This window comes from Paenibacillus mangrovi, assembly GCF_022898935.1.
Lineage (GTDB): Bacteria > Bacillota > Bacilli > Paenibacillales > Paenibacillaceae > Paenibacillus_AQ > Paenibacillus_AQ mangrovi.
The window spans coordinates 1-25,856 of sequence record NZ_JALIRP010000015.1; the positions used below are offsets into that span (position 1 = coordinate 1).

At 46.4% G+C, this 25,856-nt stretch carries 23 protein-coding genes and 1 riboswitch; of the genes, 4 read left to right on the forward strand and 19 right to left on the reverse strand.

Annotated elements, in window-relative coordinates:
* The 3 genes from MUG84_RS24150 to MUG84_RS24160 all read right to left on the reverse strand — a co-directional run.
* On the reverse strand, positions 1 to 435 hold a 435-nt coding region (locus MUG84_RS24150; protein WP_244730166.1), incomplete at its 3' end, for a helix-turn-helix transcriptional regulator.
* Positions 436 to 947: 512 nt separating this feature from the next.
* Positions 948 to 1,373 (reverse strand): GNAT family N-acetyltransferase, encoded by a 426-nt coding sequence (locus MUG84_RS24155; protein ID WP_244730168.1) that lies wholly within the window; start codon positions 1,371 to 1,373, stop codon positions 948 to 950.
* Positions 1,374 to 1,582: 209 nt separating this feature from the next.
* Positions 1,583 to 2,404, reverse strand: coding sequence for a DUF2785 domain-containing protein (locus MUG84_RS24160; protein WP_244730170.1), 822 nt, complete (start codon positions 2,402 to 2,404; stop codon positions 1,583 to 1,585).
* Between the two features lie 363 nt (positions 2,405 to 2,767).
* Between MUG84_RS24160 and MUG84_RS24165 the strand changes: the two genes are divergently transcribed.
* On the forward strand, positions 2,768 to 2,971 hold the full coding sequence (locus MUG84_RS24165; RefSeq protein ID WP_244730172.1) for a DUF6199 family natural product biosynthesis protein: 204 nt from the start codon (positions 2,768 to 2,770) through the stop codon (positions 2,969 to 2,971).
* Between the two features lie 123 nt (positions 2,972 to 3,094).
* Here MUG84_RS24165 and MUG84_RS24170 read toward each other — a convergent pair whose 3' ends face one another.
* Both MUG84_RS24170 and MUG84_RS24175 read right to left on the reverse strand, forming a co-directional pair.
* Complete coding sequence (locus MUG84_RS24170; RefSeq protein WP_244730174.1) at positions 3,095 to 5,302, reverse strand: heavy metal translocating P-type ATPase; 2,208 nt, start codon at positions 5,300 to 5,302, stop codon at positions 3,095 to 3,097.
* A 187-nt stretch (positions 5,303 to 5,489) separates the two neighbouring features.
* Positions 5,490 to 6,173, reverse strand: coding sequence for a hypothetical protein (locus tag MUG84_RS24175; protein ID WP_244730175.1), 684 nt, complete (start codon positions 6,171 to 6,173; stop codon positions 5,490 to 5,492).
* Between the two features lie 147 nt (positions 6,174 to 6,320).
* On the opposite strand from MUG84_RS24175, the gene MUG84_RS24180 reads away from it, so the two are divergent.
* The gene (locus MUG84_RS24180) at positions 6,321 to 6,629 is read left to right on the forward strand and encodes an ArsR/SmtB family transcription factor (protein WP_244730177.1); all 309 of its coding nucleotides are present in this window, start codon (positions 6,321 to 6,323) and stop codon (positions 6,627 to 6,629) included.
* Positions 6,630 to 6,642: 13 nt separating this feature from the next.
* Positions 6,643 to 8,304: a CoA-disulfide reductase gene (locus MUG84_RS24185; protein WP_244730178.1), complete on the forward strand. Its 1,662-nt coding sequence runs from the start codon at positions 6,643 to 6,645 to the stop codon at positions 8,302 to 8,304.
* A 182-nt stretch (positions 8,305 to 8,486) separates the two neighbouring features.
* Here MUG84_RS24185 and MUG84_RS24190 read toward each other — a convergent pair whose 3' ends face one another.
* From MUG84_RS24190 to MUG84_RS24230, 9 genes are all read right to left on the reverse strand, one after another.
* Complete coding sequence (locus tag MUG84_RS24190) at positions 8,487 to 8,876, reverse strand: rhodanese-like domain-containing protein (RefSeq protein WP_244730179.1); 390 nt, start codon at positions 8,874 to 8,876, stop codon at positions 8,487 to 8,489.
* A gap of 40 nt (positions 8,877 to 8,916) precedes the next feature.
* Positions 8,917 to 9,237 carry a thioredoxin gene (gene trxA / locus MUG84_RS24195; RefSeq protein ID WP_244730180.1) on the reverse strand — a complete coding sequence of 107 codons (321 nt, stop codon included), beginning with the start codon at positions 9,235 to 9,237 and terminating at the stop codon, positions 8,917 to 8,919.
* Positions 9,238 to 9,347: 110 nt separating this feature from the next.
* Positions 9,348 to 11,099, reverse strand: a complete 1,752-nt coding sequence (locus MUG84_RS24200; RefSeq protein ID WP_244730181.1) for an ABC transporter ATP-binding protein — start codon at positions 11,097 to 11,099, stop codon at positions 9,348 to 9,350.
* 142 nt (positions 11,100 to 11,241) lie between these two features.
* Positions 11,242 to 11,865 (reverse strand): undecaprenyl-diphosphatase, encoded by a 624-nt coding sequence (locus MUG84_RS24205; RefSeq protein WP_244730182.1) that lies wholly within the window; start codon positions 11,863 to 11,865, stop codon positions 11,242 to 11,244.
* 16 nt (positions 11,866 to 11,881) lie between these two features.
* On the reverse strand, positions 11,882 to 13,810 hold the full coding sequence (locus MUG84_RS24210) for an FtsX-like permease family protein (RefSeq protein WP_244730184.1): 1,929 nt from the start codon (positions 13,808 to 13,810) through the stop codon (positions 11,882 to 11,884).
* The gene (locus tag MUG84_RS24215) at positions 13,785 to 14,558 is read right to left on the reverse strand and encodes an ABC transporter ATP-binding protein (RefSeq protein ID WP_244730186.1); all 774 of its coding nucleotides are present in this window, start codon (positions 14,556 to 14,558) and stop codon (positions 13,785 to 13,787) included. Before MUG84_RS24215 ends, MUG84_RS24210 begins: the two co-directional genes overlap by 26 nt.
* 192 nt (positions 14,559 to 14,750) lie before the next feature.
* On the reverse strand, positions 14,751 to 15,740 hold the full coding sequence (locus tag MUG84_RS24220; protein ID WP_244730187.1) for a sensor histidine kinase: 990 nt from the start codon (positions 15,738 to 15,740) through the stop codon (positions 14,751 to 14,753).
* Positions 15,737 to 16,459, reverse strand: a complete 723-nt coding sequence (locus tag MUG84_RS24225; protein ID WP_280521489.1) for a response regulator transcription factor — start codon at positions 16,457 to 16,459, stop codon at positions 15,737 to 15,739. Before MUG84_RS24225 ends, MUG84_RS24220 begins: the two co-directional genes overlap by 4 nt.
* A 2-nt stretch (positions 16,460 to 16,461) precedes the next feature.
* Positions 16,462 to 17,385, reverse strand: coding sequence for a LysR family transcriptional regulator (locus MUG84_RS24230; RefSeq protein ID WP_244730189.1), 924 nt, complete (start codon positions 17,383 to 17,385; stop codon positions 16,462 to 16,464).
* A gap of 152 nt (positions 17,386 to 17,537) precedes the next feature.
* Between MUG84_RS24230 and MUG84_RS24235 the strand changes: the two genes are divergently transcribed.
* Positions 17,538 to 18,431 (forward strand): DMT family transporter, encoded by an 894-nt coding sequence (locus MUG84_RS24235; RefSeq protein ID WP_244730191.1) that lies wholly within the window; start codon positions 17,538 to 17,540, stop codon positions 18,429 to 18,431.
* Positions 18,432 to 18,544: 113 nt separating this feature from the next.
* On the opposite strand, the gene nagZ is transcribed toward MUG84_RS24235, so the two are convergent.
* The 5 genes from nagZ to MUG84_RS24260 all read right to left on the reverse strand — a co-directional run bounded on the left by nagZ (position 18,545) and on the right by MUG84_RS24260 (position 25,834).
* Complete coding sequence (gene nagZ, locus MUG84_RS24240; protein ID WP_425313275.1) at positions 18,545 to 19,873, reverse strand: beta-N-acetylhexosaminidase; 1,329 nt, start codon at positions 19,871 to 19,873, stop codon at positions 18,545 to 18,547.
* Positions 19,874 to 19,912: 39 nt separating this feature from the next.
* A complete protein-coding gene (locus MUG84_RS24245) occupies positions 19,913 to 21,265 on the reverse strand; it encodes a voltage-gated chloride channel family protein (protein WP_244730315.1) in 1,353 nt (450 codons plus the stop codon).
* Positions 21,266 to 21,376: 111 nt separating this feature from the next.
* Positions 21,377 to 21,436, reverse strand: a riboswitch (Fluoride riboswitch).
* An 82-nt stretch (positions 21,437 to 21,518) separates the two neighbouring features.
* Positions 21,519 to 23,909 (reverse strand): helix-turn-helix domain-containing protein, encoded by a 2,391-nt coding sequence (locus MUG84_RS24250; protein WP_244730317.1) that lies wholly within the window; start codon positions 23,907 to 23,909, stop codon positions 21,519 to 21,521.
* Between the two features lie 97 nt (positions 23,910 to 24,006).
* A complete protein-coding gene (locus tag MUG84_RS24255; protein ID WP_280521491.1) occupies positions 24,007 to 24,885 on the reverse strand; it encodes a carbohydrate ABC transporter permease in 879 nt (292 codons plus the stop codon).
* Between the two features lie 13 nt (positions 24,886 to 24,898).
* A complete protein-coding gene (locus tag MUG84_RS24260) occupies positions 24,899 to 25,834 on the reverse strand; it encodes an ABC transporter permease (RefSeq protein WP_244730324.1) in 936 nt (311 codons plus the stop codon).
* Positions 25,835 to 25,856 lie beyond the last annotated feature (22 nt).

Genomic DNA, 25,856 nt, shown 5'->3' on the forward strand with positions numbered 1-25,856 from the left:
ATCCTCTAATCCAAAAACTTGAAAAGCATCCCGTTGCTCAATTCGATAATTCATCTCGACAACTCCTCTTAATGTAATTTGAAAGGAGATGCGCGGATAGGCTTTTAACGCACTTCCGGCATTGCGCGCCGATGTAGGAGTCAATCCATGCAGATTTTGAAATGCTCGTGAAAATGATTCTGGCGTTTCATATCCATATTTCAAGGCTATATCAGTGACTTTATTCTTTCTGTTTTGTAGATCAAAGGCGGCAAGCGTTAGCCTTCTGCGCCTAATATATTCTGATAAAGGTACTTCAAGTATAAATGAAAACATACGCTGAAATTGATAAACAGAACATAATGCAATTTTAGCAATCTGTTCATAATCAATAATATTTTCTAAGTTACCTTCAATATAATCAATAGCATGGTTCATACGTTGAAGCCAATCCACGGTGATCCCTCCTTTCAAAAGGAGCATATCATGCTGTAGATCAAGTCGCCTGATTTTTCATGCAGCAAAATATCAGATGATTGAAAAGTTCTACTTTGTAATAATTCTTTAATTATTTGAATTATCCTGCCCGTAGCTTAATGTCGCCGTAGTCTGAATCTTTATTTCCTCAGTCCACAAAGGTCTAACACTTTATTTTCAGCGAACAGCTGTAAAGTACCCATCGCAAAAGACCGACCTTGGTAAGATTAGTCTATAACATAATTAATCATTTTAAGCAGCCTAGCCGAGTAGAATAGTTTCATCCACTTTTTGTAAATTATATATTGGTTTTGATATTTTCCACCCCCTACCCTACCCACAACAACAAGGAGCATCTGATTTCTCAAATGCTCCTCTTCACACACTGGTTCTTAATTCTTATAAAGGTTGTCTACCGCCCTCTGCTTATCTTCCTCGCTACGCATAGAGTATCTGAAATCATATCGGCACTCGTATGACAACTAAAGAAACTAATCTTCAATTACGGTAAACATGCCTGTCATATGTGGGGAATGATTATTAAAACCAAACTTCTCATAAAAAGCTTCTTTGCCTTCTGATGCAAATAGCCCAACAAACGCAATTCCGTTATTAAGACAACGCTTCTTGATGTATTCAAGTAAATGATTTACTATCTGCTTACCTAGCCCTAATCCCTGATATGATGGGAGAATCGCGACATCTTGGATATAAAAAAACATGAAATTATCACCGACTATACGTCCCATTCCCACAGGTTCATCATTTACCGTTGCTACTACCCCATAGAGGGAATTTTTCAATGAACCTTCAGACCTTTCCGTATTAATACTTCCCCATCCAACTGCTTCCCATAAATATTGATGTTCTGAGATAGAGGGTATCCGTTCATGGATGATATAATCTGTTAATGCCAAGTTAACCACCATACTTTCTTATTAAAATGAGCGGCTAACCTTAGGTTACCGCCATATTATGTGTTAATGATGTACTCCACGGCACTCACAACCTTTCGTAATCTTAATTATTTATGTTCAACACCATTATTCAACTCTTCTGCCCGTTAGTTGAGATAAGGCATCCATCAAGAATACGGATGGTGCTTTCTCCCTCACTTTTTTCTTAATTAGGAATAGTATACTTTTTCTACTTTATATAATGTATGCTCGATAGTTGGGCAAAGATCGGCATTTACTTTGTAAAATTTAACTCGAAAGTATAAACTTTTTAAAAAGTTCTTTATATTATTTTTTTGCTTAAAGGCAGGAAGAAATTCTGAACTTTTCTCCACATCACCAAAACTTTGAATCCATTGCTCTACATATGTCTTACTAAGTATTTTTCTTTTTAAAACACTAATTATGGATCCTACCATTCTCTCATCTTCACCATCGGAGTAAATTCGATCTGTTATGGTCATCTTTCCGTATACCAAATCGAGGATGGTTATGAGGTCATTTTTATCCAGTTCGGAACATTGAGCCAAATCGTCTAAAGCATCTGCTGCATGGGCTATGGCATGCGCCCAGCCTTTTTCTTCGTCATACCCACGGTAATCTCGCTCTTCTTGTACATTGTAAAATACTTTCTCTTTTATCTGATGAATTTGCTCTCTTGAGAGAAATGGTGATTCTCTATGCCTCAGGAAGAGGAGCGGTATGACTAGCATAGAGAAAGATCGAGTGAAGACAGAATCTGTATTTGTTTCACCAAGCTTAAAAAGCAAATGGTTTTTATCCAAAACAACTGGTAGAAGTTGTTCTAGCTCGTTTGCAGTTAGAGAACTACCAGGAATCCAATGTGATAAGGTTGTATAAATTAGCTCATCACGTAGTTGGGCATCCAAAGAACCGATGTTATTTATCATTTCTTGTATCAACTGGTATGTATCGGGAGGTGCTTGGTAGCCATTTTCTTTTATTAATATCATCTTTTCTTTTAAATTCATTTTACACGCTCCTACTAGAAATTTTCCGAAGTGACTTTTTTGAGGGTTCTCCTCGGATAATTTTTTTGCATTTCTGTAATATTTTTACTTATAGTCCCTCGATCACACTCCAAATGTAATTTGATCTTATTCTAATCGAAATCAATTGATTGCGATATATAAAAGATGTGTTCAATTAATCTATCCTGCCAGTTAGCTTAATGCCGTTCCTAATCTAATATTTTATATTCTCTTAACAATTAATAGTTATTTTCACGTCTCTCCCCCTTGGTTTGTTCATTCATGGATTACCACCTAATTCCATATTAAAATGAAACAAATTTCCAATTGATGCGTTTTTATCTACAAAGGAGTTGAATAAAAATGCTCATTTTCGCTGGAATTTTATTCATCGTGATTGGCCTATTAAATATCGTGAATCCTAACTTCGCATGGTACCTAAAAGAAGGTTGGAAAGTTGATGGTGAGTCTGAGCCAAGCGAAACTTATGTAGCCCTCACTAAAATAGGTGGAGTCATAGCGGTAGTCATGGGCATCTTCGTTTTTTTCACAGGAGTCTTTTCATAATCATCTCTTAATCGGTTTTGATGACCAATTCCTAGTAATTTCGAGGCAAAAATAACTAAGGGACTGCTCCGATCAACGGACAGTCCCTTAGCGATTTTTTAATATTTTTTCTTATAATAATCCCTATTTAACCTTCAGTACCCGCATCGAATTCAGAACAGCGAGCAGCGTTACACCCACATCCGAGAATACAGCTTCCCACATCGTTGCAATTCCGAAAGCTCCGAGAAGCAGGAAAATGCCTTTGACGCCAAGAGCAAAAATAATATTCTGCCATACGATACTGCGTGTCCGCTGTGCGATATGAATCGCTGATGCGATCTTGGACGGCTCATCGGTCATAATGACGACATCCGCAGCCTCGATGGCCGCGTCCGAACCGAGTCCGCCCATAGCCATGCCAACATCCGCTCTGGCCAGTACCGGTGTATCATTAATCCCGTCACCCACGAATACGATTTTCTCTTTCGGGGATTTCTTGCTTTCCAGCTTCTCGATCTCTTCAACCTTGTTCTGAGGCAGAAGCTCTGCATGAACCTCATCCAGTCCCAGCGTTCGTCCAACCGCTTCCCCAACCGCCTTGGAATCACCGGTCAGCATAACGGTCTTTTTGCCCATTTGTTTCAAAGTATGGATGGCTTCCGCCGCATCCTCTTTTACTTCATCCGCAATAGTTATATATCCGGCATATTGGCCATTCACACTGATATGAACCGTTGTTCCCGCTTGCGCAGGCTGTTCATAGGTGATGGATTCCTTATTCATAAGCTTCGTATTTCCAGCCAGGATTTCCTTGCCGTCCACTTTGACGTGAACACCATGTCCGGAGATTTCGTTATATCCTTCAATCCGCGACTCATCCATAGCTTTTCCAAAAGCGATACGGATGGATTCGGCAATTGGATGGGTTGAATGAAACTCCGCATATGCCGCAAGCTCGAGCAGCTGATCTTTTGTAAGCCCATCATGAGAAGTGTGAATATCCGTTACTTTAAAAGCACCTTTAGTCAGTGTGCCTGTTTTATCAAAAACGACATATTTAACGTCATTTAGCGCTTCGAGATAGTTGCTGCCTTTAATCAGGATGCCTGATTTCGAAGCAGCTCCGATGCCTCCAAAGAAACCAAGCGGGATCGAAACCACAAGTGCGCACGGACAAGATATGACGAGGAAAATAAGTGCTCTGTAGATCCAGTCCGAAAAGCTGGCACCGCTGATGATCAGCGGAGGTACAAGCGCCAGCACCAGGGCCACAATCACGACGACTGGAGTATAGTATCTGGCGAATTTCGTGATGAAATTCTCGGTTGGCGCCTTCTTGCTGCTCGCATTTTGGACCAGATCCAGTATTTTCGATACCGTTGATTCACCAAAAGCCTTGGTAACTTTAATGGTAAGTACGCCATTTTTATTAATGAACCCGCTCAGCACCTCGTTGCCCGCTTCGATTTCACGAGGAACAGATTCACCGGTCAAGGCCGATGTATCCACCATGGAGCTTCCTTCGGAGACAACACCATCTAGCGGAACCTTCTCACCCGGCTTCACGACGATTACATCACCGACCTGCACTTCCTCAGGAGCCACGCGTTTGATATCGCCGCCCACTTTCAGGTTAGCATAATCCGGACGAAGATCCATCATCGCGCTGATGGACTTCCGGGAACGGTTTACCGCAATTCCCTGGAACATTTCACCGACTTGATAGAAAAGCATGACCGCAACGCCTTCCGGGTACTGCCCAACACCAAAGGCTCCTATGGTAGCCACCGACATCAGGAAGTTCTCGTCAAACACCTTTCCACGGATGATATTTTTGACTGCCTTAAGGACGATATCACCGCCGACTACCAAGTAGGCTGCAAGAAATATGGCTAGCTCTATATACTCATTGGGATTAATAAGCATACCTGCCGCGGTCAATACTGCGCCAACTGCGAGGCGTATGGCTATGACTTTGGTTCCTCTGCTGCCATGATCATGGGAATGTCCGTGTCCTTCCTCACCATGAGCGTGCTCATGGGAATGGCTGTAGCCGTGATCAAGATCATGTTGATGTAGTCCGGCATTTTTACCTGTTCCATGTTGGTGATTAAGCTCCAGCACCTTGACATCCGGTTCAAGCTTTCTAATTTTATTTTTTACTTGAGTCAGCAGCTGTTCATTTTCTTCATCCGTTTCATAGATTAACGTTTGCTTGACAAAATTGACGGAGCAGGAATGGATGCCTTCAATCTTCTTCACACCGTCTTCGATTTTCATGGCACAGTTTGCACAATCCAAGCCGTCTAGAACAAGCTCCCGTTTTACTTTGTCGGTTGCTTCAGCCATCTTAATGCCTCCGATCCTGTCTGCAAATATAATATGAGCATGTATTCATATGTTAACTTGTTAAACACATTATATTCACTCTACCGGAGAGATGTCAATGAACTCTCACCTAAATTTAGTATTATTGACCAAAAGAACCGCGTTTATACGCAGCTGCCGTTCAACATCCATGTTTAAGGAGTAATGTTTAGTTTCTTGAAAGCCCGTTTCTTTTCTCCAGAATAACTTTAATAATGAGAGAAAGAAAGGAGACGAAAAGCAGGATAAGCTGCATCCCGCTGAGTCCGAACCATAATTCATCCCCCGCTTCCCCAAGCAGTGACGCAGCAAAAAGACCGATAGCTGTCCACATTACCGAGACGTTCAAGTGATACACACTATACATTTGATTTTTATGACGGAACAGGTACAGGATTACCGCCGCTGCGATCATGGCATTGCCAAGCGAATGGATCCACCCATCCTCCAAAAAAACGCGCAGTAGATTCAGGATGCCGTAACCAGATATGAACCAAGTTAGTGCCGTGTTAGCATACAGTACCCAAGACTTGTTATGTTTAATACATTTATAAGTCAAAATCAAAATACCAATAACAACAGCCAAAAGGACTCCCTGTGTTCCACCTGAGTAATAAAGCAGGGACTGCGGTGAATGGATAACGGTTTGGAAATCAAAAACCAGAGTGCTGAATTTCCAAACGAGAATACCGATCAAAAGCGTAGTCATCAGGTCATCCATTAAGGGCTTACGGATATCTGAACCCAGCTGCCTTGTACGAAATAATGTGATAAGATATCCCGCTGCCACAGCAATAATCAGCATGATGAGCGAATATTTAATCATTAAAGGCCCAAGCATAATCACTTGCATTTAAAATGCTCCTCCCATCCTATGAATGTTTGTAATCTCTTTTTCAAAGTGGCTGTACACATTGAATATATGTGACGGATGTTACATCTTAACATCATGATATCATGATATATTGATACTGTAATCCACATAAAGGAAGTGTATAACATGGCCGAGCAATACCGGCAGCAAGCCGAATGGCTGAAGACTTTGGCACATCCGGTCCGGATCTGCATTGTGAAGAAACTCATGATGAAAGGCAGCTGCAATGTGACGGATATGCAGAATTGTCTGCTGGTGCAGCAATCCACATTATCTATGCATTTACAGAAGCTGCGGATTGCAGGGATTATTGAAGGTACCCGGACTGGAAGCGAAGTCCTTTACCGCTTGAAAGATCCGGCAGCTGCACAAATTGTTGAGATCCTGCTGCAAAGCGAGGTATCTGCTCTGACCGAATCGCATCATGAAGCCTAAGGAGGAGACGACAATGGGTAGAAAAATCATTATTGTAGGTGGCGTTGCCGGAGGGGCAACCGCAGCCGCAAGACTAAGAAGACTGGATGAAGAAGCAGAAATCATTCTGCTGGAGCGTGACGAACATATTTCCTTTGCTAACTGCGGACTTCCGTATTATATAGGTGGAACCATTCAAGACCGGTCCAAGCTGCTGGTAACGACACCCGAAATGATGAAAAAGCGCTCACGCATCGATGTCAGAGTCAAAAGCGAAGCCATTTCGGTAAATACGAAAGAAAAGTCCGTGACTATACGACAAAACGGTGAAGATACTTATGAAGAACATTACGACGTATTGATCCTGTCACCTGGCGCCAAGCCAATCAGACCGGGGATTGAGGGAATCGATAATCCAAGAATACTTAGTCTTCGCAATATCCATGATACGGATCAGATGAAAAGCGTTGTGGATCTTGACACTGTCAAAGAGGTTACGGTTATTGGCGGAGGCTTCATCGGCGTCGAAATGGCAGAAGTACTTACCGAACGTGGGCTACGGGTTACATTAGTGGAAGCCTCTTCCCACATCCTCGCCCCTTTCGATGATGATGTCGTCACCATTGCGGAAAAAGAAATGCAGGACAATGGGGTCCGCCTTCTGCTTGGAGATCCCGTTACGAAGTTTAACACCACAGATGACGGCGGGATCAATATCTTCCTGAAAAGCGGTAAATCTCATCACGCAGATCTAGTTGTACTGGCAATCGGAGTTGCTCCGGATACCGCATTTCTGAAAGACTCCGGCATTGAGCTGGGAACCAAGGGTCATATTTTGGTCAACGAGCATTTGCAAACCAACTGTGACGGTGTCTATGCCGTAGGAGATGCGATCGAAATACCGGACTTTATAACCGGCCGCAAGACAGCTGTGCCACTGGCGGGTCCCGCGAACAGACAGGCGCGGATTGCGGCTAACCATATCGCCGGCATGCCTTCTTCCAAGTACGATGGGGCGCAAGGAACCAGCATTCTGAAGATTTTCGGATTGACAGCTGCCAGCACCGGCAGCAACGAACGAACGCTGCGCCGGAATGGTGTACCATACCATGTTGCCCTCGTTCATCCTGGTTCTCATGCAGGCTATTATCCCGGCGCTGAGCCTTTAACACTGAAACTGATTTACGATGAGCAAGGCAAGGTGCTTGGAGCGCAAGGCTTGGGTCGCGATGGGGTAGACAAACGGATCGATGTTATTGCAACCGTGATTCGCCTAAAAGGTACGATCCAGGATTTGACGGATCTGGAACTTGCCTACGCCCCCCCGTATTCTTCCGCCAAAGATCCAGTTAACATGGCAGGTTTTGTTGCCCAGAATGATCTGAGCGGCATGTCGCCGCTCATTACCCTGGAAGATATTAAGCAGCGCAATCCCGAAAAGTCCATTCTTCTGGATGTACGTTCGGTGCAGGAGTATGAATCAGGTCATATTCCGAATTCGGTTAATATTCCTCTGGATGAGCTTCGGGACCGATTGGATGAGCTGGATTCCTCCAAAAAACTGCTTGTCTACTGCCAGGTTGGATTCAGAGGCTACACAGCCGTAAGGATCCTGCATCAAAATGGCTTTAATGCAGTCAATTTAACCGGCGGTTACAAGTACTTTAAAGCCGCATCGTTTACGCCGGATCGATAAGCAATCATAATTTATTTTCCAATACTAAATAAAACTAGAACTACATGAACAATTCATTGCATGCTTCTAAGCTTTCTTATCACCTAAAAAAGAACCTGGCGCTCGCGCCAGGTTCTTTTGGAATGCTTATGGTTCTAGGTTACCGGCTGCAGTCTAATAACCGATCACAGATTCTTTAATCATTACTGACAGCAAACCCCGCAGCCGGGAGAAGCTTTTCCATTTTGCAGCGCATAAATCCGAATAAATCCATAGCGTTTCAGCATACGTGCTGCTCTTTTGGTCTGACGGAAATTCTCTGCCAAGATGAGTACTGGCTCTTCGGAAGCCAGCTGCGATTTATGGACATATGGCAGTCTGCCCATGGAAATATTAATGGAACCAGGGACATGATGCTTCATGTAATCTACGGAATCTCTCACATCAAGCATTTGCAGCTCATGCCCTCCCTGTTCAGATCCACGCAGTTCTTCAGGATTTACGAAGGTCAGCCCGTTGACAGGCAACAATCCCTTCACTGCCCACCAGATTGCCGCTCCTGCTGCGAGAACAGCTAACATTAACCACCACATTCGTGCAGGTTCCCCCTCGGATCTATATTTTAGTCAATGCCTAAATAGCCCGTTCTATTTGATTTTTCAACTGCTGCTTCGATTGAAAGCCGACAAAAGTCGCAACCGCACGTCCGTCTTTGAACAGCTTCATGGTCGGTATGCTTTGAACCTGAAACAATCCAGCCAATTTTTGATTCTCGTCTACATTGACTTTCACAATCTTGATCCGGTCGCCCATTTCCTTCTGCAGCTCTTCCAGCACGGGAGCAATCATCCGGCATGGTCCGCACCATGGAGCCCAGAAGTCAACCAATACAGGCTTAACGGATTTCATAACGGAAGAGGAAAAATTGCTTTCAGAAACATTCGTGACAGCCATCTATTACACCTCCATGAGATTGATCATTCTACACCACTTTCATACCCTATGGGGTATGAAAGTGGTGTAGAGACCATTCTAATAAAAGTCAATATTGATCAAACTCTTACCTAAGACACAGAATCCGCAATACGGAGCTGTTGGTTGGCAAATTCCCGGTACATCGAATGGCTGTCAATCAGTTCCTGATGCGTACCAACGCCGGTAATATGTCCTTTTTCAATGAAAAGAATCTGATCTGCATCCACGACCGTCGATAAACGGTGCGCAATGACAAGTGTCGTACGGCCTTTCATGAGATTCTGAAGCGCCTTCTGCACGAACACCTCGGATTGGCTGTCGAGGCTCGAGGTCGCTTCGTCCAGCATCAAAATCTGCGGATTACGAAGTAGAGCACGGGCAATGGATATCCGCTGGCGCTGACCTCCGGACAGTTTGATCCCACGTTCACCAACTTCGGTGTGATAGCCTTCCGGCAGCTCATCGATAAAAATATCGGCATATGCCATATGCGCCGCGCGTTCAACTTCGTCATCGTTAACCTCTCGGTCCATACCATAGCATATATTATCACGGATTGTCCCTGCAATGATTGGGCTTTCCTGAGGAACATAGCCGATTTGTCTGCGCCAGGATTCCAACGAGAACATGCCTACCTCCTCGCCTCCGACCCGAATCATACCGCTGTCAGGTAGATAGAAACGTTCGATGATGGAAAATAATGTTGTTTTGCCTCCACCACTCGGACCTACCACCGCAGTTACTTTCCCAGGCTCTAATGTAAAATTAATGTCATGCAGGACGGTTTCGCCCTTTTCGTATGAAAAATGAACATGCTCGAGCTGAATGGTTGGAATAGGTCCTGCCAGCGATTTTCCATCTGACACATTTTCCTGGTGGTCTTCCAAAATATTCATGATCCGTTCGGTTGCACCCACCGACTTTTGCAATTGCGTATAAAACATGGTGATCTGATTCATCGGCATAATAATCTGAACCAAATACAGAATAAATGCCACCAAATCTCCGGCTGAAAGTGCGCCACTGGATACTCTCATACCGCCATACCCAATAATGAGTACCATGAGTCCCATCATCACAAAAGAAATAATTGGGCCGATAAAAGCTTGAATTTTTCCTTCCCGGATTCCAAGCTTGAGCAGGCGCTCAATTGCCTTTTGGCCGACACCTGTTTCTCTTTCTTCCGCATTCGAGGCTTTGACCAGCCTGATTTCAGAAAGCACCTGATTGAGTATGGTCGTAAAGTCAGCCGTTTCGTCCTGCAGCCGGCGCGAAATCTGGAGCATGATGCGCCCCATAGGAACGAGCACCGCCGCCGTGACTGGAATCGCCGCAAGGATGATCAGCGTCATTTTCCAATCGAGCAGAAACAAAATGACAATAGCCCCAACCATCGATATGACGCCATTAAAAAATCCTGTGACATGCTCGGCTACAAGTCCTTTCAGAACTGCCGTGTCATTGGTCATCCGGCTGATGGTATCCCCTGTACGGTGGTTGTCGTAATAGGGGACCGTCAGCTTTAGCAGCTTTTTCCAGAGTCGGTCGCGCAGCTTGGCCACAACCTCCTGTCCGAGCCGGTTCAGCAGATAGATGGATATGCCTCCAGCAATGGCGGAAACAACGAAGCTTACGACAAGCATGACGATCTGTATTGGCTGAATGCTGCCTACGGTGAAACTGTCCACCAGCCCTTTCGTAAACAGCGGCACCACGAGACTAACCAACGTTGAGATGATACTTAGCGATACAGCTACGGATAGCATCCAGATGGAAGGCTTGGTTTGTCGGACCAGGTGGATAAACGCTTTCCAGTTCCCTTTTTGATATCTTTCTTTCATTGAAAAATAACCCCTATCCATATATTTACTTTTCAACTCTCCAAACCGATTATACATGGATTGCCTCATGGAGTCATTTCGAAAAAGACACGGATGAATCATCCGCGCCTTTCGAATTTACAGCTAATGTACCGTATTGCAGTCACTTTTCCTGTGCAGTCGCTTGCTGTGTTTTTTTCGTTTGCCGCGGCCAGATTTTGATTTCCCATTTTTCGTAAAAGCTTATACATGCACTCACCCAACCGGACAAGGCTACGGATTTCCAGAGAACCAGGTGTACAACTGAGGAAACCAATACCCCGATCAGAGCGCCAGCCACAACATCCCCTGGATAGTGCACGCCTGTCCAAACCCGTGAAAAAGCAATCAGACCCGCAAGGATCAGCCACACGATCCCCTCTTTACGGAACAGGGCAATCGAAGTTGCAAGTATAAAGGCGCCGAGCGCATGATCACTTGGGAAGGAGGCATTAGCCGCATGGTCAATCAGCTGATTCACCGTGTGTGCAGCAAAGGGTCTGTCGCGGTAAAACATTTGTCCCAGAATCCAACTAATCGCTAGTCCCAAACAAGCGGCGATGGCGGATTCCACAACCATTCTCCTGTTCTCATCACTTCTTGTAAACCAATAAACCAATAGTCCGATACAAAACAGGTAAAACGCATCTTCAGCCAAAAAAATCATCACAGAGTTTAAATAGGAAGCTGAACTTGCCCACTCATTGACTGTATGAAATAACTGATAGTCCAATTGACCGATACTCATCTTCATTCCCCTTTCCTTACACCATCACACGCTTCAGCTTCTGGATGTACCGTGAGCTGACCAGAAGGAAATAGACAGTCTGAACAATCAAAAAAACTGCCGAAGCCATGAATACAGGTTGATTGACATCATCCAGGTCAAATCCTTCCCGTACCCGGTTCAGTACCACCAGTGTCTGAATGGCGGAAACGAATATCGGGATGAAAAAAAGTACTGCGATCTGAATCGAGGATGATTTCCCCATCTCGGAAACTTGTAAGCCGATTTTGGACATCGAGGTGTACATTTGTTGATCCTGTCTAAGCTCGGAATGCAGCTTGAAGTACAGGAAGCTCGCCGAACAAACCGACAGCAGCGAAGCGATAAATATACCGATAAAGCTCATCATGGACACGGCCTGTTCATTGGAGCCGTACATTCCGCCGCGGGTTATCAGCATATCGGAAGGTTCCCCCTTCTTGATCCGTTCATTGTTCCACTGAATAGCTTCCATACCTAACTGATATTCCTCATCGTCTCTCTCAGGAGCGATTCCTCCGGACCAGACAGGTACCATAAAAATATACGAATAAATGATCCCATCGCTTTTCGTCTCTGGAATTTGCTTCTTCAATTGTTCATAAAGCGAACGCTCCACGATCAGAAGATTGGTATCAGGGACCGTCGAAACTTCCTTTTCCGTCCGGATCTCCTTGATGATCTGAAGCCGGGCTTCCGGATCGTTCAACTTCACGGAGGATTGCTGCCCCCAAGCCGGGTTATTTTTGGCCTCTTTGTCCGACTGGACCAGCACAGCCTGATTGCCTTGAAGCGGTCCTGCCTCCGGTAGCCCAAGAGCTTGCGATATATGCTCATAACTATCGACAGGCATAATGGACACAACCTGTTTCCGACCGGATGCTTGTGCAACATAAGATTCGGTGGAAAAGATTTGATATTGGATTCCTTCCTCGTTCAGTTTTTGTTTGATCGGCGCAAGCTCTGCCTGATCTTGACTTGGTTGGTTTAAGAACACCCGAATCGGATAAGGATCTTCCTGATACCTGCTCTGAGTGCGCTGATTTGTAGACATGATGAAGGCCACGGCCATGCAGCAGATCGCAGTTACCACCGTTACCATGAATAATATCCGAGCATTATCCTTGATTTTATAGGCCATTTCTGATATCCAGATCAGGTTCGTACCGCGCCATGTCACTCTTCGGCTTTTCTTCAACAAACGGAATACGAGCACCGTAATTTGCGTGAAGAAGAAGTATGTACCGGCAATTCCCGTTACGGCAGCGATAAAGAGGCTCTTATCAAGCTCGTAGTAACCTATTGCTAGCAACAGAATGCCAAGCAGAGAGATCAGCACGGATACCTTAGGCTCCTTCTTGGGTTTGCTTGATCCCATGAGCAGCTCCAGCACCCGATTACGGTTAATAAAAATCAACGTAAAGGCCGAAATCACAAGGAACAGTAAGATAAAAGCACTAACGGTAAAGAGGAGCGCTTTCGTCGGAAAATACAAACCCAGTTCCTCGATGCCGATCATCCGTGCGCTCAGCGCCAAAAACAGCTTGGACAACACCAGCCCAGCAAGTACGCCTGTCACAATCGAGAGGGTGCCGATCAGCATATTTTCAACAAATACGAGCTTGCTCAGCTGTCCCTGCGTTGCCCCCAGAATCGTTAGAATGCCGAATTCTTTGTTCCTGGCTTTCAGAAAGGTGCCTATGGAATATAACACGAACAAAAACGCAAAAATGTAAATCACGCACTCCATGATCTGCATGACCAGCTGTACATTCGAGCCGATCTGGGTCCGGTCAATATCCGGATGGAAAATGAAAAGAGCATACGTAAAAAACACCATTACCATGAAGCTGCTGCTCAAAAAATAAGCGAAATACGCACGGGCATTACGCTTGACGTTATTAAACGCGAACTGTCGAAAGCTCATGCGTATGACCTCCCAAGTACGAAAGCATATCGATGACTTTCTGAAAAAAGGCCTGCCGGCTGTCGCCTCTGCGTATTTCGCCAGAGAGCTTTCCATCCTTGATGAACACAACGCGGTGGCAGTAGCTGGCTGCCTGCGCATCATGAGTCACGAGCATCATGGTCACTCCATCAGTCTCGTTCAGCTTCTCCATCGTTTGCATGACCGTACGAGAGGAATTCGAATCGAGCGCACCGGTGGGTTCATCTGCGAGCAGCAGCGATGGCTCGGGAATGATCGCACGGGCGATGGCCGCACGCTGCCGCTGACCGCCCGATATTTCATACACCCGTTTATTCAAGATTTCGGTTATGCCCAAGCGGTCTGCGATTTTCTCCAGCTTCGATTCCATCGTTCTCAGGTTCTGCTTATCCAGTGTGAGCGGAAGCACGATATTCTCGGCCACAGTCAGCGTGTCCAGCAGATTGAAATCCTGAAACACGAATCCAAGTTCACGTCTGCGGAATAGTGCCAACTCCTTTTTCTTCAAGGCATGCGGGTTGCTCCCATTGATCAATACTGTTCCAGAGCTAGGCGTATCGATAGTAGATACCATGTTGAGCAGCGTCGTCTTGCCGCTCCCCGAAGGGCCCATGACGCCGACAAATTCTCCTTTTTGAATGGTGAGATCTATGTCGGTTAATGCCCGGGTTGCCACTTTTCCCGGATATACCTTGCTCAGACCGGTTACTTTTAAAATATCCGTCATGAAAACTCTCCTTCCTATGATGCGTTTCTATATGTACTTCACTTTATCGCAACGTCTCTCTGCAAACTATGGATTCTCCTTACCCGAACCTTAAACATTTGTAAGGTTATGTTCGGGAACTGCCGTGTTTATAAGAAGCTTCCACAACAAAGAACGCTGCGTTCTCCGCAGCGCTTCCCATATAACATCCACTTAATATTGATGAAAGGTAAACCGCACCGTCGTCCCCTCGCCAACTACGGACTCAATTTCTACCTGATGCCCAAGCTTGTCGCACACTTCACGTACCAGAAAAAGACCCATGCCGGTCGATTCCTGGTACTGTCGGCCCTGATTGCCTGTAAAATAAGGATCGAACACCCTTCCCAAATCTTCCTTGGCAATGCCGATCCCTTCGTCCCTGATTTCCAGCAGCGTATTCGATCCGTGCTTGTACGCCTTGAAAACGACCTTTTTTCCCATGCCTACTGAATAATTGACCGCGTTCACAATGACTTGTCCCAGAATGAACGCAAGCCATTTGGCATCGCTGATGACCAACAAATCGGATGGAATATGGATCTCCGGATATACCTCCTTCCGGATAAACCACTGGCGGTTACCCGCTACGGCTTGTTCCAAGGTATCGAGAAGCGGGATGCATTCCACCTTGAAATCCTGCTCAAACCTGTCCAGCCTCGAGGTATAAAGCGCCATCTCCAACCCTTTTTTCAGCCTATCGACTTCCTCCTGCATGCCGTCCGTTATCTCATCATCCAGATCCAGATCCTGCAGCGTAAGCTGGATGACTGACACGGGTGTTTTCATCTGATGAACCCACCGGTTAATAAAAGCCGTATGGTGTTCCAGCCTCTGATGCGTGCTATACAGCTCATTTTTGTACAATTGGAACTGGTTCTGGAGCAGATCGCTTACGGCCTCAGCCATCGGCGATTCCCCGAGTTCGTTTAGCGATTGGTCCATTTCGCCAAGGGGCGTCTCCAGCCTTGTATACATCTTTTTTTGAGTGTTGAAACGGAAAGCCAAATACAGCAGCAGCATGACTAGGCTAAGCAATGCTCCATAAATCACATTGGAGATCGAATGATCCTCCTCCGCAAGCCAGTACCACATGCCGACCAGTATGATTTGTCCGATATAAAAAATGATCAGCGGCAGCTGCTCTTTCAGAAAAAGTCTCAAGACCTTTCATTCCCTTCCAGCCGTAGCATATATCCCGCTCCCCGGACCGTCTCGATAGGCTCATCAAATCCTAGCTCCTTCAGCTTCTTCCGGATTCTTGTGATATAGACATTCAGCGTGTTGTCGTCAATGAAAAGGCGGTCTTCCCACATCAAATCGAGTAAACGTCCCCTACTCACAATCCGGTCAGCCTTTTTCATCAAGGCTTCAACCAGAACTGCTTCCTTTTGCGTAAGCTCAACACTTTGATCTTTATAGGTCAGCAGAAACCGTTCGGGATAAAGCACCAGCCCGGAGGCCATGACTGTGCGCTCTTCCGACTTTGCGGAATAAGAGCCGTAGGCACGCCGGAGATGACTGCGGATTTTGGCTACGACGACATCATAATGAAAAGGCTTGGTTATGTAGTCATCCGCTCCATTTTCAAGAGCCATCACCTGATCCATCTCGCTTTCCCTTGCGGATATAAATAGGATCGGACAGGTCGACAGCGCACGGATTTGGCGGCACCAATAAAAACCATCGAACATCGGCAAGTTTACGTCCAGTAGTACCAGTTGCGGCTGCATCTCTCTAAATTCGTCCATCACGCGGCTGAAATCAACAACGGTCGAAGCCTTAAAACCATATTTCTCGATGTGTGATTTCAGTAAGGCCGCGATCTTCATATCGTCTTCAATGATAAGTATGTTTACCTGATCCAGCAATCTCATCTCCATTCTCAACTCCCAGTTCCGGTATCCGGCTCCCTGAATTCAGTTTGGTATTTAGGCTGCCAGCCGGTCAGCCATTTTTGGGCGGTGCGGATCAGCTTCTCTGTAGCCGGAGTGCTGATTTTGGCCGTGTTCAAAGCGATACCCAAAGACCGGAAGCTCTTATCCTCAAGTTCCAAAGCAACGATCTTGTTGGTTCTTCCCTGCAAAATCATTTCAGGCAATATGCTAATGCCAAGCCCATTCTCAACCATAGCGATTATCGCATAGTCGTCCGCAGCCTGAAAAGGGACAGGCGGTTTGATTTTCCCCTTCCGCAGCACCCGCCGCACGTCATAATCGCTGCCATCCTTCGGCATGATAAAAGGTTCATCCGCGATCTCGCTATAACGGACCACAGACTGACCAGCAAGTGGGTGATCCGGCGGCATGATGCATAACATCCGGTCATTCCTTAGGGGAATGATATGAAAAGAGTCCATGGTTGGCAGGGAAACAAAACCAAAGTCAATTTCTCCTTTGAGAAGCCACTCTTCAATTTCATGATAATCCCCTTCAAACAGCCTCACTTCGATATTCGGGTGCTGGCTCAGGAACTGTCTGATCATGCCCGGGAGCCACTGGACCGAAATACTGGTGAAGGTGCCGATTCGGATGGTCCCCACCTCAAGCCCATTAATTAGAGCGACTTCTTGTTTTAGCTGCTCCTGCACCATCAGCATATCCTGAATATATTTCAGCACCCGTTCCCCGTTATATGTTAGCTTCACTCCGGAGCGGCTCCGGCTTAGGAGCGAAAAGCCAAACTCGGACTCCAGGCTGAGTATGGCATGACTGACACCGGACTGCGTTAGACCCAAAATCTCTGCTGCTTTCGTTAAGCTACCCTGCTCAACAACCTTCTGCAGAACCTCATATTTGATCAAGCTCATGCCTCACACGCTCCACTCACCCATTGAAGAAATATTTACATGAATTTTGTTCATGTTTACGATTATAAACATTCAATTTTCTTATTTTAAAATACCACTTATACTAATTCAGGCACAAGATGAAACTGATATAAAGGCTGGAGCATAATCAAATGAAACAATACAAAGCAGATCTAATCGTACTTTTGGTCACTTTTTTTTGGGGAACTTCCTACTTATTTATGAAACTCGGTTTGGACTCGCTGCAGCCATTCAATCTGATCGCGCTTCGGTTCGGAATTGCTTTTGTGGCTGCGGGCTGCCTGTTTTATAAAAGACTGCTGAAGGCGAGTCGAACTGACCTATTCTATTCTCTGCTCCTTGGAGTGCTGCTGTTCGGCGTGTTCGCCTCCATTATGCTGGGACTCCAAAGCACTTCAACTTCCAACGCAGGTTTTCTGATGAGTATGACCGTCATTTTCGTTCCTGTACTCAGTACCGTATTCATGAAAAGTAAATTGGACAAGCGTCTGATCATAGGCTTGATCCTCGCTATTGTGGGCATTGGAATGCTGACACTAAAGCCCAATACTACATTGCAATCCGGAGATGCCTGGTGCATCCTGTCAGCACTATTTTTTGCCATACATATCATCACGACCGGACGGGCCGCCAAAAAAGCAGACTCTCTCCATGTCGGCATCCTGCAGCTCGGCGTAGCTGCTGTCTTGGGGCTTATTTTCACGCTGATGTTCGAGACACCCCGGCTGCCGGATACCACATCAAGCTGGATTTCTGTACTCGCTCTCGGCATTGTATGCAGCGCCATGGGCTTTGTACTTCAGGCAGTTGCGCAGCAGTATACCACCCCAACGCATACCGGCTTGATCTTCGCACTAGAGCCCGTGGTGGCGGCGGTCATCGGGATTTGTTTTTTGAAGGAAACACTGACGATACAAGGCTATATCGGTGCTGCTCTCGTTCTGTGTGGTGTGGCATTTTCCGAGCTTGATGTCAAAAAGCTGCTTGACAAACGCAAGCTTGCGCGTGGGTCATCGTATATGTGATACTAAAATTCTTACTTCTGAACGTGGAAGCCGCTGCGCTAACGATGTCGCTCCTAATGAAACGAGCAGCTCAGGAATAATCCCTGGGCTGCTCTATTAGTAAATATGTACTCTTACTTCCACAATCCATACCTCTTCAGCAAACTCTTCAAGTCCGCATTAATCTCCTGCACATCCGGGCCTGAGGCCGGCTTATCCGACAAGCCGTAGGCCTGCTTCAATTTCAAAATGGCGTATACGCGGTTATTCAGTACATCCTCCGATATTTTGCCTTTTTCAACCGCGCTCTTCAGCGCTTCAATGGCCGTTTTTTCTTTTTCGTAATCATGCCCGACCAGGATGATGTTACCCCCTGCCAGGATGGCGCTTACGGAGGCATTTCCGATGTCATAATTTTTCTCAATAGCCCCCATTGTCATATCATCGGAAATCACGACGCCCTGATAATTCAGTTCATTGCGGAGAAGGTCCGTGATAATTTTTTTCGAAAAAGAAGCCGGGTGATCCGGATCGATCTTAGGCATCAGTAGATGCGCGATCATCACAACTTCCGACTTATTTTCGATGGCTTCCTTGAATGGAATAAGCTCAAAGCTGCGGAGACGGCTCAGATCGTTGTTCACGACAGGTAGCCCGATATGCGAATCGACGGAAGTATCTCCATGGCCGGGAAAATGCTTCACCACAGGCACAACCTTCTGAGATCGTATGCCTTCCATCGTCGCGACGCCAAGGCGGCTCACCAGATCCGCTTTGTTGCCGAAAGAACGATCCCCGATCACCGGATTTTTCGAATTGCTGTTAATATCCAGTACAGGAGCAAAGTCCATGTTCAGGCCAAATCCCGAAAGCTCTCGCCCAAGAATTGCGCCAATGCCTTTGGACAGCTCCGGACTGTTCTTTGCGCCTATCTCCTTATTGGTAGGTATTTTTACAAAATCAGCCGGCAAGCGGGACACCCGTCCGCCTTCTTCATCCACGCTCATCCACAGCGGCACCGGATTCGACTTATTGTCCGCCTTCAGATCGTTGAATAACTCGAGCGCCTGCTTCGTGCTTTCAATATTGTTTTTATAGAAAATAAATCCGCCTACATGGTATTTCCGGATCAGTTCCTTCGTTGCTTCACTGCTCGTTGTCCCATCCATGCCGACCAGAACCAACTGACCGATCTTTTCTTCGGTACTTAGGTTATTTAGCAGCTCCTGTGCCGGATCGTTAGGAACCTTGTTCACATTCTCCGGCTCGGCTTCATTCGTTTCTGATGATGAGTTTGATCCTGTCGTATTGGAGGAACCGTTCAAGCTAGGGTTTGTGTTCTGATGAGAATTCATCACGGTCTGAGATTCCGATGAATTCACTTCTTTCGTTCCTGTACCGCATCCTGCAGTCAACAACCCGGCAAGTATCAAGGCCATCCCCATCTGCCATATCCGTTTCACGACCATGCTCCTTCCCTTACCCATGGTTAAAGGATCTAATTATTTTTCATTGTCGGTTTCTTCTGCCTCATGGTGTGCCTTTGAGTTCCGTTTATCAAACAAAAGGTTGCGCCGTGTGGCCAAAGTTGTGCCTGGCGGTACGCTGATCAGATGGCTTTTGGAAATGCCGATCCGCTGCGATGTATAGATCCCGCTGTAACCTGAAAATAAATAACTGACCAGGCAGGCGATAAACATGTATACCGCTCCGTCTGAACCGAACAATTCAATCCCCATCAGAAAACATGCAATCGGCGTATGCGTCGCCCCGCAAAATACTGCGATAAAGCCCAGCGCAGCAAGAAATGGCCCATACATATGAAATAAGTCAGCTAGTGTATGTCCTAATGTGGCGCCGATGACGAATAGCGGTGTAACTTCCCCGCCCTGGAACCCTGCTCCCAGTGTAATCGAGGTGAAGATGAGCTTCCAGAGGAAAGCAAAGGTCGGCACATCCTGGTGAAATGCATCGGTGAGCAGCGGAATGCTAAGCCCCAGATATTCACGGGAACCGATGATAAAGACAAGTCCGATGATGAGCATACCGCCCACCACGCTTTTCAGCATCGGATTATGAAAAACCTTAGCAAACAGCTTTTTCAGCGCATGCGTCAGTTCACTGAAACAGATGCTCGCCAAAGCGAATACAAGTGAAGCTGCTGTTACTTTAAGCAACACAGTCAGACTTAGCTCTGGTGCAATCATTTGCGGATAATGGACATGATGAGCGCCCCACAGCTGGGTGGTGACCAGATGGCCTACAAAGCTGGCGGTAAAGCAAGGGAGCAGCGCTTCATATTGAATCAGGCCGATCGCAGCGACTTCGAGACCGAACACCGTACCTGCGAGCGGCGTACCGAATACCGATCCGAATCCTCCGCTGATTCCGCACATGAGTAGAATTTTGCGGTCGACTGGTCCTGCCTTAATCCATTTGCCGAAACGTTCCGCCAGACTTCCTCCCATCTGAACCGCCGTTCCTTCACGGCCGGCTGATCCCCCGAACAGATGAGTAATGAGCGTTCCGAATAATACCAGGGGTGCCATGCGCAGAGGAATCGCTTCGTTGCCGTTATGGATCTGTTCGATAATGAGGTTATTTCCTTTGGCGCTGTTTTTGCCGAACTTCCAATATAAAAAGCTGACCAACGCTCCGCCGAGAGGCAGCAAATAAAGCAGCCAAGGATTCTGCAGCCGGGTATCGGTGACATACTCTAGCGCAATCAGAAAAATGGCCGATGCCGATCCACTCAAAATGCCGACAGTCCCACCCATCCAGATCCATTTGAAAAAGCTCCGGAATAGTGCCGCATGCCAAAGATTTAATGCCTTGTGAATGTTCCAATGTTTCATGTTCTTTAACACTTTTCTTAAGCCCCTTCTACCTATATGTATGATATTTCCGCTCACATCCGGCGGGATCAGCTAAAATAAAACAGACTCCTACCAGTGTGCGCTTCCCTTTCACTGGTAGGAGTCATCAGCCTTGCGGCGGTTATGGCGAACTCCATCGCCTTTATTACCTGTTATTGATGTTCATATTGTAAACGAATGAATTGCTCCCAGTCAACATTTTATGGTAGGGATAACCATGTACTCCTAATATCTAACCGGCATCGTTGGAAATATAGGCGAGCAGGTTCTCCCGATACCTTCCCGGAGTCACACCTTCAATCTTTTTAAAGGCTCGGATAAATACGACGTCGCTCGTGTACCCCACCAATTGGGCGATTTGAGCATTCGTTAGTTCCTTGTCGTACATATGCTGCTTGGCGAGCTCAATCCTTCTTCGGACGATATAATCACTGAGATTTATCCCGCTTTGTTTTTTGTAAAAGGTGGAGACATATTGAGGCGTCATATCAAACCGGTCGGCAATCATGCCAAGTCCCATATTCGGGTCCGTGATATGGTCCTCCACAAACTCCGACATATCCTGCATAAGCCGAATGCGATGGTCCGTCCGTTCCGTTACCATTGACTCCGATAGTAATTCATAGAGCTTCTTCGTTCTCTTGTGCATGCCTTCTGCGGTTTCATACGAAAAAATATCCTTCACAAGATCGACTTGCGGTCCGAGAATATCATTCTGCTCCAGCCCGGTGGCGTTAATGATCTTCAGAAACGTGCTTGTAATGTTGAAAAACAGGCATCTACCCAGCTCCGGCGTAATGCTGCCCGACTCAAAGTTCATCATATAGATCGTGTCCAGCAGCTTGAGCGCATTCTCCGTATCTCCGCTACGAACAAAATTGATAAGCTGCACCTCGATATCGATCGGATAATAGTAGTGGGAGTGGACATTCGTAATGTCCTGGAAATAAATAATGGTCCCTCCGCCTTTGATGATGCGGTATTCAAGCGCCGCCACCGCTTCTGCGTAGCTTTCGCCAATACTCTTGGCACCGGTGTGCGGAAGACCGGCCGCTACCGTAATATCAATATTGAACCGTTCTTCAATCATGCTCTTGAGTGATTCGGCCATGTTCTTGATATTCTGATCTATATCATCCGTGCACTCCGCAGCGTAGTTATTCAGCAGAGCAACGCGGTCGCGATCAAGATCTACGGCAAAGGTTTGATGCGGACTTGGAATCATATCCATCCCGATATTCGATACGATAAACCGGGCAAGCGCCCATTGTTCCTCACTTGATTCCGGGTTAAATCTAGTGATGCTGTCCAGCTGAACCACGATGACCGAGAAGTAATCGCTTACAAATGAAACGTCCATAAACCGCAGAGATTGTCCGCCGGTATGTGTTGCATCGACTTCCATTTGCCCCCGGATCAGCCGCGTGAGGAAGTTGGACCTTATGACCGGTGTCTGCTGCGCCAGCAGACTGCGCAGGTTTTTCTCCTCATGTAGAGATCCTTCAATCGTCTGGACAATAAATTCATATTCGTTTCCGGATAGTTTGCCGTTCCACTCCTTGCCGCCCAGGATGGTATTGACCGCTTTGCGGAGCGGGCTGTAATTCCGGTAGGCTATGGTGAAGGCAGCCAACAGGCCCACGGCTAGGCAGAGGCCGAACAGCATCAGCGTCCACTTTTTAATCCATAGGATCTGCTGCATGAATACGCTTCGGGGCGTAATCAGGACATATTTCCATCCTTCCTTCTCTGAAGCTGTGTACGAAACCACCTTCGGGTCGCCATTCAGCGAATGATTGAACAATCCTCCGGTTCCATTAATGCTAGACAACAGCGCCGCCGGTAGAGGCTCTCGGTCCGTAGCCATAATGGTTCTACCCCCTCCATCGACAATATAAATGGAGCTGTCGCTTGCCGATTCAATCTGGGCGAACATTTCCTTGATTTGGCTTTCATCAATCAGGATCACGAAGCTGCCCGTGATATCCCTGCGGTCACGGCCAGGAAGTGACTGCGTGAAGGTAATGACATTCAGCGGCGTTTTCTCAATGCTCTGCATCGGATCATATTCAGCTTGCCGCAGCAGCGTCGCGGAAGGCAGATATGCCATCGTATGGAAGCTAGTCAGCAACTCGTTTCGCCACTGCTCATACGTCATCCCCTGATAGCTGTAATACATATCATAAAACTTACGGGAATCCGTCATAAGGCCGGACTTCATGACTAAATCACTGTTACGGAAGTACACATAATAATCCATGATGAAGTTCGAGATGCTGCCCGGCCGGGACATGGTGTCATTCATAAATTCAATGAATTTATAACGGTCCGGGCTATTCTGATCCTCATTCAGCTTAAGCAAATACTCAAGCTTCGGATCGAAAATAATCTGCCGCGCCAGTTTATCCACTTCGTTTAGTTTGCTGTCGAGTGAAAGTTTAAGCTGCTCGAGCATCGCTTGATTGGACCGATTCGCTCCTTTTTCCAGGCTTTCTTCCACCTTGGTGTACAAAAATGCACCCATCGATACAGGAATAAGCAGTAACACCAAATTCGAGATTAACATCGTGATCCATACGCTTCGTAAATTGCGGAAACCAAGTGAACGAAGCAGCCATTTCACCAAGCATCACCACCCCTACCTTATTCATGCATCAAAATGCGTGAGTAATGAACGATTAGATTCATTATAATGTAACCGGGCAGGGCTGGACACTGTTTTATTCTTTGATGGCTCCGATTAATACCCCTTTAACGAAATACTTCTGCAAAAACGGATACAGACAGATAATCGGCAGCGTAGAGACGATAATCGACGCATATTTGATCGTCTCGCCGATCGCGTATTTGTCATCCGCCGCCACGCCGGTAGACATGGAATCGGTCGAATTCGCAATCAATATTTCCCGTAACACAAGCTGTAAAGGATACATCGTGCGGTCCCGTAAATAAACAAGCGCTGAAAAATACGAATTCCAGTGGCCTACGGCATACCACAAAATCATGACCGCAATCACCGGCATAGACAGAGGAATAACAATGCGAAACAGAATAGTGAATTCCCCCGCCCCGTCGATTTTAGCGGATTCTTCAAGAGATACAGGTACTCCCTGGAATGCTGTTCTCATAATAATCAGGTTAAACGTAGAGATGGCACCCGGAATCAGCAGTGCCCAAGGCGTGTTCATCATGCCAAGCTTGTTGATAAGGATATAGGACGGAATGAGACCTCCGCTAAAGACCATGGTCAGAACGATCCCGAACATTAGGATATTTTTGAAATACAGGTTCCTCCGGGAAAGCACGTATGCTCCGAGAGCCGTCATGAACAGATTGATTGCTGTACCGGCAGCAACGTAGAAGAGCGTGTTCCTGTAACCGCTCGTGATCATCGGATTCTCGAAAACCGCCTTGTATGCTTCAAAGTTTAACCCGAGCGGTTTCAGCAGCAAGCCCCGGTGCTGGATGAAGCTCGAAGCCTCACTGAGGGACGCGAACAAAACATACAAAAAAGGATATAACGTGATGAAGCACAGCAGCAGCATCAGCAGTGTATTGATGACGCCGAATACTTTTTCTCCTGTTGATTGTGCAATCATGATTTGTCCCTCCTTACCAGAGTTTATTTTCAGATACGCGTTTGCTGATTGCGTTGGCAGAGACGATCAAAATCAGACTGATCACGGAGTTGAACAACCCGACCGCAGCCGTAAAGCTGTAGCTGGCCTCGAGAACCCCTTTACGATATACGTAAGTTGAGATGACATCGGCTGTTTCGTAGGTGAGGGGATTGTACAGCAGCAGCACCTTCTCACTGCCTACGGACAACATATGACCCATGTTCAGAATCAGCATGATGACGATCGTTGGCATGATGCCTGGTATAGTGATATGAAAAATCTGCCGCCAGCGGCTTGCCCCGTCGATTTTGGCCGCTTCATACAGTGTAGGGTCAATATTCGCAATCGCAGCCAGATAGATGATGGAACCCCAGCCGACGCCCTGCCATATTCCCGAAGAGACGAAAACAAACCGGAACCAGCCTGCTTCCTTCAGAAAATCAATCGGTTCAAATCCGATCATGCCGAGCAGCTGGTTGATAAGCCCGTCACGACTCAGAAAATCGAACATCATACCCGCAACAACGACGATGGATATGAAATGCGGCAAGTATGAGATCGTTTGAACGAATCTCTTAAACATCATCTGCCGGATTTCGTTAAGCAGCAGCGCTAAAATAATCGCCGCAGGAAAAGCGAAAATCAGATCATACACATTGATGAGCAGTGTATTCCGAATCAGCCTCCAAAAATAAATGCCGTTAAAAAAGCTATCGAAATGTTTGAATCCTACCCATGGACTTCCCCAGATGCCTTCGGCGGGCGAGTAATCTTTGAAGGCTATCAGAAGCCCGTACATTGGACCGTAGTGAAAAATAACATAGTAGGCAATGACAGGCAGCGCCATCAAGTAAATGATCCAATTACGGCGGAGATCCTTACGGATGATTTGGCCTTTGGATATATCTAAACTGCTATTCGCCTTCATAAGTTTTTTATTTGTTACCTGC

Coding starts and splice junctions, on each gene's coding strand:
- MUG84_RS24215 (WP_244730186.1), bottom strand. CDS start 14,558: ATGACGGATATTTTAAAAGTAACCGGTCTGAGCAAGGTATATCCGGGA.
- MUG84_RS24165 (WP_244730172.1), top strand. CDS start 2,768: ATGCTCATTTTCGCTGGAATTTTATTCATCGTGATTGGCCTATTAAAT.
- MUG84_RS24200 (WP_244730181.1), bottom strand. CDS start 11,099: ATGAAAGAAAGATATCAAAAAGGGAACTGGAAAGCGTTTATCCACCTG.
- MUG84_RS24185 (WP_244730178.1), top strand. CDS start 6,643: ATGGGTAGAAAAATCATTATTGTAGGTGGCGTTGCCGGAGGGGCAACC.
- MUG84_RS24205 (WP_244730182.1), bottom strand. CDS start 11,865: ATGAGTATCGGTCAATTGGACTATCAGTTATTTCATACAGTCAATGAG.
- MUG84_RS24190 (WP_244730179.1), bottom strand. CDS start 8,876: ATGTGGTGGTTAATGTTAGCTGTTCTCGCAGCAGGAGCGGCAATCTGG.
- MUG84_RS24160 (WP_244730170.1), bottom strand. CDS start 2,404: ATGAATTTAAAAGAAAAGATGATATTAATAAAAGAAAATGGCTACCAA.
- MUG84_RS24170 (WP_244730174.1), bottom strand. CDS start 5,302: ATGGCTGAAGCAACCGACAAAGTAAAACGGGAGCTTGTTCTAGACGGC.
- trxA (WP_244730180.1), bottom strand. CDS start 9,237: ATGGCTGTCACGAATGTTTCTGAAAGCAATTTTTCCTCTTCCGTTATG.
- MUG84_RS24180 (WP_244730177.1), top strand. CDS start 6,321: ATGGCCGAGCAATACCGGCAGCAAGCCGAATGGCTGAAGACTTTGGCA.
- MUG84_RS24230 (WP_244730189.1), bottom strand. CDS start 17,385: ATGAGCTTGATCAAATATGAGGTTCTGCAGAAGGTTGTTGAGCAGGGT.
- MUG84_RS24235 (WP_244730191.1), top strand. CDS start 17,538: ATGAAACAATACAAAGCAGATCTAATCGTACTTTTGGTCACTTTTTTT.
- MUG84_RS24210 (WP_244730184.1), bottom strand. CDS start 13,810: ATGAGCTTTCGACAGTTCGCGTTTAATAACGTCAAGCGTAATGCCCGT.
- MUG84_RS24245 (WP_244730315.1), bottom strand. CDS start 21,265: ATGAAACATTGGAACATTCACAAGGCATTAAATCTTTGGCATGCGGCA.
- MUG84_RS24225 (WP_280521489.1), bottom strand. CDS start 16,459: ATGGAGATGAGATTGCTGGATCAGGTAAACATACTTATCATTGAAGAC.
- MUG84_RS24255 (WP_280521491.1), bottom strand. CDS start 24,885: ATGATTGCACAATCAACAGGAGAAAAAGTATTCGGCGTCATCAATACA.
- MUG84_RS24260 (WP_244730324.1), bottom strand. CDS start 25,834: ATGAAGGCGAATAGCAGTTTAGATATATCCAAAGGCCAAATCATCCGT.
- MUG84_RS24175 (WP_244730175.1), bottom strand. CDS start 6,173: ATGCAAGTGATTATGCTTGGGCCTTTAATGATTAAATATTCGCTCATC.